Source organism: Streptomyces rishiriensis, from assembly GCF_030815485.1.
Classification (GTDB): domain Bacteria; phylum Actinomycetota; class Actinomycetes; order Streptomycetales; family Streptomycetaceae; genus Streptomyces; species Streptomyces rishiriensis_A.
Genome location: NZ_JAUSWV010000002.1, coordinates 3,884,358 through 3,897,564, shown reverse-complemented (window position 1 = coordinate 3,897,564; position 13,207 = coordinate 3,884,358). Strand labels below are relative to the sequence as shown.

Annotated in this window: 9 protein-coding genes; 5 read left to right on the top strand and 4 right to left on the bottom strand. The window is 72.3% G+C overall.

Annotated elements, in window-relative coordinates:
• Positions 1 to 12: 12 nt before the first annotated feature.
• Positions 13 to 1,446, bottom strand: coding sequence for an MFS transporter (locus QF030_RS19680; protein ID WP_307163987.1), 1,434 nt, complete (start codon positions 1,444 to 1,446; stop codon positions 13 to 15).
• Between the two features lie 386 nt (positions 1,447 to 1,832).
• On the opposite strand from QF030_RS19680, the gene QF030_RS19675 reads away from it, so the two are divergent.
• The 3 genes from QF030_RS19675 to QF030_RS19665 all read left to right on the top strand — a co-directional run bounded on the left by QF030_RS19675 (position 1,833) and on the right by QF030_RS19665 (position 7,710).
• Positions 1,833 to 2,795 (top strand): DUF3027 domain-containing protein, encoded by a 963-nt coding sequence (locus tag QF030_RS19675; protein WP_307163986.1) that lies wholly within the window; start codon positions 1,833 to 1,835, stop codon positions 2,793 to 2,795.
• Positions 2,796 to 3,403: 608 nt separating this feature from the next.
• Complete coding sequence (locus QF030_RS19670) at positions 3,404 to 6,559, top strand: sacsin N-terminal ATP-binding-like domain-containing protein (RefSeq protein WP_307163985.1); 3,156 nt, start codon at positions 3,404 to 3,406, stop codon at positions 6,557 to 6,559.
• Positions 6,560 to 6,783: 224 nt separating this feature from the next.
• Positions 6,784 to 7,710, top strand: a complete 927-nt coding sequence (locus QF030_RS19665) for a hypothetical protein (RefSeq protein WP_307163984.1) — start codon at positions 6,784 to 6,786, stop codon at positions 7,708 to 7,710.
• Between the two features lie 238 nt (positions 7,711 to 7,948).
• Here QF030_RS19665 and QF030_RS19660 read toward each other — a convergent pair whose 3' ends face one another.
• Both QF030_RS19660 and QF030_RS19655 read right to left on the bottom strand, forming a co-directional pair.
• The gene (locus QF030_RS19660) at positions 7,949 to 10,366 is read right to left on the bottom strand and encodes an HAD-IC family P-type ATPase (RefSeq protein WP_307163983.1); all 2,418 of its coding nucleotides are present in this window, start codon (positions 10,364 to 10,366) and stop codon (positions 7,949 to 7,951) included.
• A gap of 154 nt (positions 10,367 to 10,520) precedes the next feature.
• Positions 10,521 to 10,802, bottom strand: a complete 282-nt coding sequence (locus QF030_RS19655) for a DUF2530 domain-containing protein (protein ID WP_307163982.1) — start codon at positions 10,800 to 10,802, stop codon at positions 10,521 to 10,523.
• Positions 10,803 to 10,919: 117 nt separating this feature from the next.
• Between QF030_RS19655 and QF030_RS19650 the strand changes: the two genes are divergently transcribed.
• Positions 10,920 to 12,371, top strand: a complete 1,452-nt coding sequence (locus QF030_RS19650; protein ID WP_307163981.1) for an NCS2 family permease — start codon at positions 10,920 to 10,922, stop codon at positions 12,369 to 12,371.
• Positions 12,372 to 12,416: 45 nt separating this feature from the next.
• On the opposite strand, the gene QF030_RS19645 is transcribed toward QF030_RS19650, so the two are convergent.
• Positions 12,417 to 12,599 carry a ribbon-helix-helix protein, CopG family gene (locus QF030_RS19645; RefSeq protein WP_057600791.1) on the bottom strand — a complete coding sequence of 61 codons (183 nt, stop codon included), beginning with the start codon at positions 12,597 to 12,599 and terminating at the stop codon, positions 12,417 to 12,419.
• A 150-nt stretch (positions 12,600 to 12,749) separates the two neighbouring features.
• Between QF030_RS19645 and QF030_RS19640 the strand changes: the two genes are divergently transcribed.
• A complete protein-coding gene (locus QF030_RS19640) occupies positions 12,750 to 13,187 on the top strand; it encodes a MarR family winged helix-turn-helix transcriptional regulator (RefSeq protein ID WP_307163980.1) in 438 nt (145 codons plus the stop codon).
• The last annotated feature ends 20 nt before the right edge of the window (positions 13,188 to 13,207 follow it).

The following is a 13,207-nucleotide window of genomic DNA, read 5'->3' as shown; positions in this document are numbered from 1 at the left end:
CGGGCCACGCGGTTACGCCACGCGAGGCTTCGCACCGCTCCCGTGCCGCACCGAGGACAGCAGACCGCGGACCGTGGTCAGCCAGCCCAGCGCGACCACCGCGGCGGCCACCGACAGGCCCAGCGCGCCGTTCAGCGGCATCACGATGCCGACCGCGCCGCCGAACACCCAGCAGACCTGGAGCAGCGTCTCCGAGCGGGCGAACGCCGAGGTGCGCACCAGCTCGGGCACGTCCCGCTGGATCAGCGCGTCCAGCGACAGCTTGGCCAGGGCCTGCGAGAACCCGGCGACCGCCGCCATGCACGCCACCAGGAACGCCCCGAAGAACGCCGCGGCGACGATCGCCGCGCCCAGCACGACCGCGACGACCGTCACGATGATCAACTCCGGGGCCTTGGACCGCAGCCACGCCCCCACCGCCGTGCCGAGCGCGTTGCCCACGCCCGCCGACACCGCCACCATGCCCAGCGACACGGCCGCGCTCTGCCCGGTCAGCGGGTGCTCGCGCAGCAGGAACGCCAGGAAGAAGGTCAGGAACCCGGACAGCCAGCGCAGGGCCGCGTTGGCGCCGAGGGCGTGCGTGACGGCGATGCCGACGGTCCTGAGACCCGGGCGCTTCACCGGCTGCCGGTGCGGCCCGTGCAGGTGCTGCTCGTCGGCGGCGAGCAGCGCCACGGCCTCGCCCTTGGCGGAGTCGACCTTGCGGGGCAGCGAGAAGGACAGGAAGGTACCGGCCACGAAGATCACGAAGGCGCCGTAGAGGGGATAGCGCGGCCCGAGGGCCTGGAGTCCCGCCCCCACGGGCGCGGCGATACCGGTGGCGAGGAGGCCGCCGAGGGTGACCCGCGAGTTGGCCCTGACCAGGGAGAACCGGGGCGGCAGCAGCCGGGGTACGACGGCGCTTCTGACCACCCCGTACGCCTTGGAGGCGACGAGCACCCCGAGCGCGGCCGGATACATCTCGATGCTGCCGGTGACGACGGCGCCGGACAGCACGAGCGCGAGGAGCGCCCGGGCGAGCATGGCCCCGGCCATCGCTGCGCGCCGCCCGTGCGGGAGCCGGTCGAGGAGCGGGCCGATGACGGGGGCGAGGACGGTGAAGGGGGCCATGGTGATGGCGAGGTACAGCGCGACGCGCCCACGGGCCTCGTCGGTGGGCACCGAGAAGAACACGGTGGAGGCGAGCGCGATGGTGATCATGACATCGCCGGCGCCGTTCACGCCGTGCAGCTCGATCAGCTTGCCGAGGCCGGACTCGCCGGCGCCGTGCGCGTGGGTGGCCTTGCGGATTCCGCGGGCGGCGCCGGTGAACGGGAAGTGCAGGGCACGGCCGACCGCGCGGACGGACCCGCTCATCCGGCCCGAACCGCTCACCCGGCTCCTCCCCTTGTTCCCCTTCGTCGCACCGGTACCGGTGGCGTCCTGGGGTGTCCTCGCGGCTGCCACCCCGTCATAGTGCCCCGGAAAAGCGGTACGTAGTGCGGTTACCGCGCGTATGGGCGTGTGATCGTCCGCGCGCCGGGCGCGTCCGGAGGGTGTTCGGCGCCGGTTCGGCGGCTTCTGTGAGCGGGAAACGTCCCGTCGGTGTAGGCCGAGCGTCCGCGAGCAGGTAGCGTGCGTAGCGCGCCGTGGCGATTGTTCTCGGCCGCGCGCCTCCCGGCCATCCCGCAGAATGGATGACAGCAGGTGCGCCCGAGCGCGATCGGGCGCGGACGTCGACGCGGCCCTCCCCCAGTGCTCAAGAGCCTGGGAGGTACCCCCAGCCGCTCCGTCCGCACCCGCCGCCTTCAGGCCGGCGCACCGAGAGACGGCGTAGGAGAGAAGCGATACCTGTGAGCGCAGCGACCACGCGAAGCCGCACCCCCGACCGCCTGTGCGCCGAGGCCGTCGACCTCGCACGCGCCGCAGCCGAGGAGGCAGCCGCCCCCGGCGTGGTCGGTGAGCATGCGGGATTCGTCTCCGAGGGCGACCGGGTGGTCACCCACTACTTCGAGTGCAAGGAACTGGGCTACCGCGGCTGGCGCTGGGCGGCGACCGTGGCACGGGCCTCCCGCGCCAAGACCGTCACGCTCGACGAGGTCGTCCTGCTGCCCGGCCCGGACGCGGTCCTGGCCCCCGAATGGGTTCCGTGGAGCGACCGCCTGCGCCCCGGCGACATGGGTCCGGGCGACCTCCTTCCCACGGACGCGGAGGACCTGCGTCTGGAGCCCGGGTACACCGGCGAGGACGATCCGCGCCTTCAGCCGGGCTACTTCGACTCGGACGAGCCGACGCCGAACTCGCCCCTCTCCGAGGAGATGGCCGAGCTGGTGGAGGCGGAGGACGCGGAGGTGACGCCGGCCCCGCCCGCGGCCCTCCCGGCGGCTCCGCGCCGGGGCACCATCGCGGCGGTCGCCGAGGAACTGGGCCTGCGTCGCGCCCGGGTCCTCTCCCGCTACGGCCTGCACACCGCGGCCGATCGCTGGGAGGACGGCTTCGGCCCCAAGACGCCCATGGCCCAGGCGGCCCCCGCATCGTGCGTGAGCTGCGGTTTCCTCACGCCCATCGGCGGCTCCCTCGGTCAGGCCTTCGGCGTCTGTGCCAACGAGTTCTCCCCGGCCGACGGCCGGGTGGTCTCCCTGGCGTACGGCTGCGGCGGCCACTCGGAGGCGGCGGTCATGCCGACGCCGCCGCGGCCGGCACCGCCGGTGATCGACGAGACCCGCGTCGACCCGTTCCCGCTCCGCCCGGCCGCCGACTCGGGCTCCGTCCCGGAGAAACCGGACACGGACACAGCAGAACTGGGCCACTCCTAGCCCCACCAGGCCCCTCGGCGTACCGGTCCTGGTTCCTCAGGGCCCCGTCCCGGCCCCCGGGACCTGCCCCTGCTTCTCGGGTGCCTGCCCCGGTTCCTCGGGGTGCCCGTCCTGGTTCCCTGGGGGCCCGCTCCGGGGCCTCGGGGTGCCCGCTCCGGGTCCTCGGGGTGCCCGTCCTGGTTCCTCAGGGCCCCGTCCCGGCCCCCGGGACCTGCCCATGCTTCTCGGGCGCCTGCCCCGGTTCCTCGGGGGCCCGTCCCGGCCCCCGGGGGCCTGCCCCTGCTTCTCAGGGGCCTGCACCGGTTCCTCGGGGTGCCCGTCGCCGCTCTACCGGCGGTCATCTCGGCGCTCCGCAGGACCGACCAGGCTTTTCCTGGGTGACCCGGGTCCCTGCCGAGGTCGGTCCGGGGCCCGCCTTCCGTGCCACTTCGGAACCGTCGCCCGGTGTGCTTCGTGGGGCTCCCGGCGGGGTCTCGGGGGCGGCGGAAGGCAGTTGTTGTGGGATTGTGATGTGGGGTGGCCCGGGGTTCCGGTGTGGGGCCGTGGGGCGTTCTGTCGGTGCTTCGGCGCGCGGTACCTTCGAGCCCACGCCGATGAGGAGAGTGATCGTGAGCAAGTTCGTGCGGCCGGCACCCGAGGGCGCGGACCCCTTCGGCACGGCCCGCCTGCGTCGCGGGGTGCTGGATGCCTGGGCCACGAGCCCCGCGCGTTTCCGGGAGGACGCCAACGCCGAGGAGGACCTCGTCCTCGGCGGGTACCGGGACCGGCTCGTCGTCGAGCTCGCTCAGAACGCCGCCGACGCCGCGGCCAGGGCCGGCGTGCCGGGCCGGCTGCGGCTCACCCTCAGAGACGGCGTCCTCGTCGCCGCCAACACCGGCGCACCCCTGGACGCCACCGGTGTGGAGTCGCTCGCCACCCTCCGCGCCTCCGCCAAGCGTGAGGCCCGGCAGTCGGCCGTGGCCGTCGGGCGGTTCGGTGTCGGCTTCGCGGCCGTCCTCGCCGTGACCGACGAGCCCGCCGTCGTCGGGCGGCACGGCGGTGTCCGCTGGGACCTCGCCGAGGCCCGCGCGCTCGCCACGGAGACCGCCCGGCACAGCCCGGGACTCGGCGACGAGATCCGGCGCCGGGACGGGCATGTGCCCCTGCTCCGGCTGCCGTTCGCCGCCCAGGGCACCGCCCCCGACCCGTACGACACGGCCGTCATCCTGCCGCTGCGGGACACCGCGGCCGCCGACCTCGCCGAACGTCTTCTCGCCGCCGTCGACGACGCGCTCATGCTGGCCCTGCCGGGCCTGGAAGAGGTCGTGATCGAGATCGGCGAGGAGGCGCCCCGCGTCCTGCGCCGGGACGCCGACGCCGACGACGACGCCCTCACCGTCGTGACGGACACCCGGGACGGGACCACCCGGTGGCGCGTCGCCGCCGCGCACGGCCCCCTCACACCCGATCTCCTCGCCGACCGCCCGGTGGAGGAGCGGCTGCGCCCCCACTGGTCGGTCACCTGGGCCGTACCGGTGGACGACGACGGTTCGCCCGCCCGCCCCCGCACGACCCCCGTCGTGCACGCCCCCACGCCCAGCGACGAGCCCCTCGGCGTCCCCGCCCTGCTCATCGCCTCCTTCCCGCTCGACACCACCCGCCGGCACGCCGCCCCGGGTCCGCTCACCGACCACCTGGTGCAGCGCGCGGCGGACGGGTACGCCGGACTCCTCGCCGGCTGGCGACCGGTGGGCGTTGGGATCATCGACCTCGTGCCCGGCCCGCTGGGCAAGGGGGAGCTCGACGGGGCGCTGCGCCAGGCGATCCTCGAGCGGCTGCCGCGCACCGCGTTCCTGCCGCCCGCCGTCCGGCCCGTCCCCGAGGACGAGGCCGAGGACGCGGTCGAGTTGCCGGAGGCGCTGCGTCCGCGGGACGCCGAGGTCGTCGAGGGCGCCGGCGCCGACACCGTGCGGGTGCTGGCGGAGGTGCTGCCGACCCTGCTGCCCGCCGGTCTGGAGCGGCGCGTCGAGCTGCGCACTCTCGGGGTCGCCCGGATCCCGCTCGCCGACGCCGTGGACCGGCTGGCCGGTCTGGAGAAGGACCCGGAGTGGTGGTACCGGCTCTACGACAGCCTGGCCGGTGTGGACCCGGACCGGCTCTCCGGGCTGCCGGTGCCGCTGGCCGACGGGCGGACCACCATCGGCCCCCGCCAGGTGCTGCTGCCCACGGCGGACGCGGCCGGTCCCGACCCGGAGATCCTCGCCCGCCTCGGCCTCAAGGTCGCCCACCAGGACGCCGCGCACCCCCTCCTGGAGAAGCTCGGCGCGCTGCCCGCGACCCCGCGCGCCGTCCTGACCACCCCGCAGGTGCGGGCCGCCGTCGCCGCGTCCCTGGACGACGACCGCGGCGCCTGGGACGACCAGGACACGCCGGACGCCGAGGAACTCGCCGACACCGTGCTGGCGCTGGTCCGCGACGCGGGCCTGGAGCCCGGCGACGAGCCCTGGCTCGGCGCCCTCGCGCTGCCCGACGAGGAGGGGGAACTCGTCCCCGCCGGTGAACTGGTGCTGCCGGGCAGCCCGTTCGCCGCCGTCGTCCGGGAGGACGAACTCGCCTTCGTGGACGCCGAACTGGCGCAGAGGTGGGGCGAGCAGCCCCTGGCCGCCTGTGGCGTCCTCGCGAACTTCGCACTCGTCCGCGCCACCGACGTCGTCCTCGATCCGGATGAACTGGAGCCCCGGGAAGGGGACTTCGCCGAACCCGACGACGCGGGTCTGCTGGACGCCGTCGACGTGTGGTGCGAGGACATCCTCGACCGGTTCCCGGACAGCCCGGTGCCGCCCGTCGCCACCGAGCTGGTCGCCGTCCGCGATCTCGACCTCGTCGACGAGGACCGCTGGCCCCAGGCGCTCGCGCTGCTCGCCCGGCCGCCCCTGCGGGACGCCCTCACCCAGCCCGTCCGGATCCTGCTGCCCGACGGCACCCATGAGGTCGTCCGGCCGTACACCGCCTGGTGGCTGCGCGGGAACCCGGTGCTCGACGGCCGGCGGCCGGCGGGTCTGCTGGCGGCCGGCGGGGATCCGCTCCTGCACGGCCTGTACGAGGAGGCCGATGCCACCGGCTTCGACGACGAGCAGGTGCTGCGCGCCCTCGGCGTGCGGACCTCGGTGGCCGCGCTCCTCGACGAGCCCGGCGGCGCCGCCGAACTCCTCGACCGCCTCGCCGACCCGGAGCGCCCGGTCTCGGCCGCCCAACTGCATGGGCTCTACGGTGCGTTGGCCGAGTTGGATCCCGAGCAGGTGACCCTCCCGGACGAGCTGCGGGCCGTGGTCGACGGGCGGGTCGAGGTGGTGGACGCTGCCGACGCGGTCGTCGTCGACTCGCCCGATCTGCTGCCGTTCACCGAGGGTGTGCCGCTGCTTCCGGTACGGCCCGCCCGGGCCGCCGAACTGGCAGAACTGTTCCAGGTGCGGCGCCTGAGCGAGTCCGTGACCGGACGGGTCGACTCCGAGGGCGCCGAGCACGACGTCCCGGAGCCGGTGCGGGCGCTGCTCGGGCCGGGCACGCCCGGCACGTACGTCGAGCACGAGGAGCTCGTCGTCGACGGCGTGGAGATCGACTGGCGGCTGACCGACGACGGCGTCCTGCACGCCGCGACCCTGGAGGGCGTCGCCGCCGGGCTCGCCTGGGCGGCGCGTCAGTGGCCGCGCCGCTTCGAGGTCGCCGCCCTGCTGGAGGACCCGTCACGGACCGCGGAACTGGCCCGCGACCGCTGGTTCGACTGACGCGGACCCGCTGCCGGGGCGGGAGCGGATCGGCCGGGGGTGGTGGGGCGTGGCGGGTGTGAAGATTTTTTCCACGAATTTCTCACGTCACGTACAACCATCCGCCCCCGGCAGGCATCTGATCACTTGAGTCAAGAGACTCCACCATCACTTCGGGTTCCGGATGTGACGACGAGTCGTGCGAACGACCACCGTCCGGACCCCTCTCCTCAGGGGGAAACTTCATGCGCATACGAGCCACTGTGGCCGCCGTCACCGGCGCCCTGGCCCTGTCCGCCCTCGCTGTGCCGGCCGCCCAGGCCACCAGCAGCGACTCGCACAACCCCGTCGACACCCTGAAGGCCCTCCACGCGGCCACCTCGGGCAAGAGCGCCTTCACCGGTTCCACCGCCGACACCGGCACCCCGTACGCGCTGGACGCCAAGTTCGGCAACGTCAGGATCAACGGCGGCAAGCCGATCGTCGCCGGCACCAGCGGCAAGGTCACGGCCCCGGTCACCTTCACGGTCACGCACGGCGCGGACGTCGACGTCACCGCGGCCGACACCGAGCTGGACCTGGTCGTCTACCGCGGCGCGTACGACAACCCGGTCAACATGCTCGTCGGCGACGACTGGCCGTCCTGCACCAACACCTCCGCCACGGTCGCCAGCTGCAAGGGCACGCTCGACATCTACCCGGGTGAGGAGCTGGTCAACGCCGACGCCACCACCTGGAAGGCGCTCGGCTACGTCATCGACTGGAACGACGTCGACCCGTACAGCGACGACGACGTCGACTGGACCAAGGTCGGTTACGCCGAGGGCGACGCCCTGGCCACCACCAAGCTCCAGCGGCTGTCCAAGCTGACGGTCAACGCGGCGCCGGAGCCGGTGAAGAAGGGCGCGACCATCACCGTCACGGGCAGCCTGACCCGTGCCAACTGGGACACCGCCAAGTACAGCGGCTACGCCGGCGTCTACACCCAGCTCCAGTTCCGCAAGAAGAACTCCACCACCTACTCCACGGTGAAGTCGGTCAAGACCACCTCGACCGGCGGTCTGAAGACCACCGTCAAGGCGAGCGTGGACGGCTACTACCGCTGGAGCTTCGTCGGCACCACGACCGCCCCGGCGGTCAAGGCCGCGGGTGACTTCATCGACGTCAAGTAGCACGCCGTAGCGGAAGGCGGCCGGCTCCGGAGTTCCGGGGCCGGCCGTTCGCCGTTCCCGGGAGGCAGGAACCGCGCGAACTGCGCATACGCCCCCTCGCTCTCGCCCCGGCCTCCCCGGGCCGCTCCGACGGCGGCGCCGGGCGGCACCTCGACCGGCGCCCTGAAGACCACGGTCGAGGCCGCCGCCGACGGCTCCTACCGCTGGGGCTTCACCGGCACCGCGACGACCTCTGCGGTCAGCGCGCCGGGCGATTTCGTCGACGTGGAGCAGGCGCCGCGGGACCGGCCGGGGCCGGGAAGCGGCGGTCGACCCACTTCCAGGAGAACTCCAGGGCGACCGCCGCCACCGCGGCCACCCCGACCGCGATCCACGGCATGGTCATCCCGACCAGCTTCAGTGCGAAGAAGTCCTGGAGCCACGGGACCACCAGCACCAGCACGAACGCCGCTCCCATCGAGGCCACCAGCAGCACCCGCCACCAGGTGTAGGGCCGGGCGATGATCGCCAGCACCCACATCGAGATCAGGAACAGCGTGAGGGTCGCCGCACTGGTCTCCGCCTCCAGGGAGCCCGCGCCGGCGTAGTGGTGACGGGCGACCAGGTAGGTGACGAAGGTCGCGACCCCGGCCACCACCCCGCCGGGAACCGAGTACCGCATCACCCGTCGGACGAAGTGCGGGCGGGCCCGTTCCTTGTTGGGGGCGAGGGCGAGGAAGAAGGCCGGGATGCCGATGGTGAGGGTGGACAGCAGCGTCAAGTGCCTCGGCAGGAAGGGGTATTCGACCTGCCAGCAGACCACCAGCAGGGCCAGCAGCACCGAGTAGACCGTCTTCACCAGGAACAGGGTCGCCACGCGGGTGATGTTGCCGATGACCCGTCGGCCCTCCGCCACCACCGAGGGCAGGGTCGCGAAGCTGTTGTTCAGCAGCACGATCTGCGCGACCGCCCGGGTGGCCTCGGATCCCGAGCCCATCGCGACGCCGATGTCGGCGTCCTTCAGCGCGAGGACGTCGTTGACGCCGTCCCCGGTCATCGCGACCGTGTGCCCGCGCGACTGGAGCGCGCCGACCATGTCCCGCTTCTGCTGCGGGGTCACCCGGCCGAACACCGTGCCCTCGTCCAGGGCCCGGCCCATGCCCTCGGGCTCGGCGGGCAGCCGGCGCGCGTCGACCGTACGGCCGTCCAGCCCGAGCTTCGTGGCCACCGCCCCCACCGACACCGCGTTGTCGCCGGAGATGACCTTGGCGCGGACGTCCTGCTCGGCGAAGTAGCGCAGGGTGTCGGCGGCGTCCGGCCGCAGCCGCTGTTCGAGGACGACGAGTGCGGCGGGCCTGGCCCCGCGCGCGGGTTCGGGGTCGTCGAGGTCGCGGGCGGCGCGGGCCAGCAGCAGCACCCGCAGGCCCTGCTCGTTCAGCCGCTCGGTCTCGGCGAGGGCGGGATCGCCGTCGGCCAGCAGCACGTCGGGCGCTCCCAGCAGCCAGGTGCCGTTCTCCCCGTTGCCCTCGCTGAAGCTGGCGCCGCTGTACTTGCGGGCGGAGGAGAAGGGCAGCGACTCGGTGCAGCGCCAGTCCTCGGCGTCCGGATAGGCGTCGATGATCGCCCGGAGGGAGGCGTTCGGCCTCGGGTCGGACTCCCCGAGGGCCCCGAGGACCTGCCGCACGTACGTCTCGTCGTAGCCGTCGAGCATGCTGAGCTCGGTGACGTCCATGCCGCCCTCGGTGAGGGTGCCCGTCTTGTCCAGACAGACCGTGTCGACGCGGGCGAGGCCCTCGATGGCCGGCAGCTCCTGCACCAGGCACTGTTTTCGGCCGAGCCGGATGACGCCGATCGCGAAGGCGACCGAGGTGAGCAGGACCAGCCCCTCGGGGACCATGGGGACGATGCCTCCGACGGTGCGGGCGATGGACTCCTTGAGGTCGTTGTTCTTGACGAAGAGCTGGGTGACGACCAGGCCGAACGCGGCCGGGACCATCATCCAGGTCACGTACTTGAGGATCGTGGAGATGCCGGAGCGCAGCTCGGAGTGGACGAGCGTGAAGCGGGAGGCCTCCTCGGCGAGCTGGGCGGCGTAGGCCTCGCGGCCGACCTTCGTGGCCTGGAAGGCGCCGCCGCCGGCCACCACGAAGCTGCCCGACATGACCTGGTCGCCCGGCCGCTTGACGACGGGGTCGGCCTCGCCGGAGAGCAGCGACTCGTCGATCTCCAGCCCGTCCGCCTCGACGCACACCCCGTCCACGGCGATCTTGTCCCCGGGGCCGATCTCGATGAGGTCGTCGAGGACGAGGGCGGAGGTGGAGACCTCCACGGCGGTGCCGTCGCGGCGCACGGTGGGCCGGGCCTCGCCGACGACCGCGAGGGAGTCCAGGGTCTGCTTGGCCCGCCACTCCTGGATGATGCCGATGCCGGTGTTGGCGAGGATCACGAAGCCGAACAGGCCGTCCTGGATGGGGGCGACGAACAGCATGACCACCCACAGGACACCGATGATCGCGTTGAACCGGGTGAACACGTTCGCCCGGACGATCTCGCCGACGGAGCGGCTGCTGCGCACGGGTACGTCGTTCACCTGGCCGCGCGCGACGCGGTCCGCGACCTCGGCGGCGGTGAGGCCGGTCGCCGTCGGCGCGGAGGCGGGGGCGTCGGTGTGGGCCATGGGATCGACGGTACGTGCGGATCTGGGCGTTCACCCCCCGAGGGCGCCGAAGATCCGACCTCGGGAGGACGGGCGCGGCGCCGTCCGGTACTTCGGTAGTAGCCACCCGGGACTGCCGGAGGAGCTCCTGGCCGGTGGTGGGGGCGGGGAGCCCCTAGTCGGTGACGGGGCCCAGGGGCCCGGTCGGCTCGCGCGCCGCGTCCCGTTTGATCGCCGCGTCGCGTTTGCGGACGTACCAGATGCCGATGAGGCCGAGTCCGGCGCCGGCGAGACACGTCCAGATCCACCACAGACGGCCGTGGTCGTCGTACCAGCCGTAGAAGGGGAGCTGGACGAGGAAGAGGACGAACCAGAGGATCGCGCCGCCGGTGACGGTGGCGACCACAGGGCCCTCAAGGGGCTCGGGCGCCTCGTGTTCAGGGATCCACTTCTTCATGGTGCTCAGCTTACGAGGCGGTCGGGTCTACGCGCGGAGATGGCCGATCCGAACGTTATATGTTCATACTGAAACGGTTTGGTACTGACCACTTCTCTTCGTAGGAAACGCCAAAAGATGCCCACGTCGGCCCCCGCCAAGGTCCCCGCCCCGGAACAGCCGGGAGCCACGCCTCTCTTCGGCGCCCTCGACCGTTACTTCAGGATCACCGAACGGGGCAGCACCCTGCCCCGCGAGATCCGGGGCGGTTTCGCCACCTTCTTCGCCATGGCGTACATCATCGTGCTGAACCCGATCATCCTCGGCAGCGCGAAGGACATGTACGGGCATCAGCTCGACAACGGTCAGCTGGTCACCGCCACCTGTGTGACGGCCGCCTTCACCACGCTCCTCATGGGCGTGATCGGCAACGTGCCCATCGCCCTCGCTGCCGGCCTCGGGGTGAACTCGGTGGTCGCGCTCCAGCTCGCCCCCCGGATGTCCTGGGCCGACGCCATGGGCATGGTCGTGCTCGCGGGCTTCGTCGTCATGCTCCTGGTCGCCACCGGTCTGCGTGAGCGCGTCATGAACGCGGTGCCCTTCGGCCTGCGCAAGGCGATCAGCATCGGTATCGGCCTGTTCATCATGCTGATCGGGCTCGTCGACTCCGGCTTCGTCAGCCGGATCCCGGACGCCGCCCACACCACCGTCCCGCTCCAGCTCGGCGCCGACGGTCACCTGAACGGCTGGCCGGTCCTCGTCTTCATCCTGGGCGCGCTGCTCACGCTGGCCCTGATCACCCGCAGGGTGCCCGGCGCGATCCTGATCTCGATCGTCGCGATGACGGTCCTCGCGCTGATCATCAACGCGGTGGCGACGATCCCGTCCTGGGGCCTCACCACCCCCGAGTGGCCCGGCAACCCCGTCGCCACCCCCGACTTCGGGCTCATCGGCGAGTTCAGCCTGTTCGGCGGCTTCGGCAAGGTCGGCGTCCTGACCGGCGTCCTCTTCGTCTTCACGGTCCTGCTGTCGTGCTTCTTCGACGCGATGGGCACGATCATGGGCGTCAGCGACGAGGCCAAGCTGACCAACGCCAAGGGCGAGATGCCCGGCATCAACAAGGTCCTCTTCGTCGACGGCCTCGCGGTCGCCGCGGGCGGCGCCAGCTCCTCCTCCGCCACCACCGCCTTCGTGGAGTCCACGGCGGGTGTCGGTGAGGGCGCCCGCACCGGGCTCGCGAACATCGTCACCGGCGGGCTCTTCACCGTCGCGCTGTTCCTCACGCCGGTCGCCACGATGGTCCCGTCCCAGGCCGCCACCCCGGCCCTGCTCGCGGTGGGCTTCCTGATCCTGGCCGGTTCGGTCAAGGACATCGACTGGGCCGACCTCACCATCGCCATCCCGGCCTTCATCACCATGGTGATGATGCCGTTCACCTACTCGATCACCAACGGCATCGGCATGGGCTTCATCACCTTCGTGCTGCTGCGCCTGGCGACCGGGCGCGGCCGGGAGGTCCCGGCGCCGATGTACGTGGTCTCCGCCGTCTTCGCCTTCTACTACCTGATGCCGGCCCTCGGCCTCACCTGATGCCGGCCCCCGGGCTCCCTGATCCCCGCCCGCATGCGGCGCGGCTCAGGTGAGCCCGTAGAACTTCTCCGTCTCCTCGACGGCGGTCTGGAACCGTTCGTCGAAGTCATCGCGAATGAGCGTCTGGACGACATAGTCCTGGACGCTCATTCCCCTTTTCGCGGCATGCTGCCGGAGCCGTTCGAGCAGCTCCCCGTCTATCCGCAGGCTGAGCACACTGGTCCCCATGAGACGAGGGTCGCGGCCGCGTACCGCAGTCCGGTCACTTTCCGCTGCCTACTCACTCGTTCGAGTGACGAAGAGGTTTCCGTGGCCGGGCTCACGGGAATCCCGGCGCCCCCAGCTTGTTTAGCCAGGGTAATGAGTTATCCTAAAGAGATGCCTGACCTCACCCATGGCGACAACGCTGCCGCCGTGAACTCCCTGCGTTCAGCCGTGATGCGGCTGTCCCGTCGGCTCAAGCACCAGCGGGTCGACGAGTCGCTGAGCCCGACCGAGATGTCGGTGCTCGGCACCCTCTCCCTCTGCGGCAGTGCCACCCCGGGCGAACTCGCCCGCAAGGAGCATGTGCAGCCGCCGTCGATGACCCGCATCGTGGCGCTGCTGGAGGCCAAGGGTCTGGTCCGGCTGGAGCCGCATCCCGAGGACCGGCGCCAGAAGGTCGTCACCAAGACCGAGCAGGCCGAGGCCATGCTCGGGGAGAGCCGCGCCAAGCGGAACGCCTTCCTGGCCACCCTGGTCGACGGCCTCGACGAGGACGAGTGGGCGAAACTGCGCGCCGCCGCCCCCGTGCTGGAAAAGCTCGCACACCTGTAGGCAGCCAAAGAGGAGGCACC

What these genes read in the sequence shown, in the direction of transcription:
- QF030_RS19655 (WP_307163982.1), bottom strand. Translation starts at nt 10,802, where the DNA reads ATGAAGAAGTGGATCCCTGAACACGAGGCGCCCGAGCCCCTTGAGGGC.
- QF030_RS19660 (WP_307163983.1), bottom strand. Translation starts at nt 10,366, where the DNA reads ATGGCCCACACCGACGCCCCCGCCTCCGCGCCGACGGCGACCGGCCTC.
- QF030_RS19665 (WP_307163984.1), top strand. Translation starts at nt 6,784, where the DNA reads ATGCGCATACGAGCCACTGTGGCCGCCGTCACCGGCGCCCTGGCCCTG.
- QF030_RS19645 (WP_057600791.1), bottom strand. Translation starts at nt 12,599, where the DNA reads ATGGGGACCAGTGTGCTCAGCCTGCGGATAGACGGGGAGCTGCTCGAA.
- QF030_RS19640 (WP_307163980.1), top strand. Translation starts at nt 12,750, where the DNA reads ATGCCTGACCTCACCCATGGCGACAACGCTGCCGCCGTGAACTCCCTG.
- QF030_RS19650 (WP_307163981.1), top strand. Translation starts at nt 10,920, where the DNA reads ATGCCCACGTCGGCCCCCGCCAAGGTCCCCGCCCCGGAACAGCCGGGA.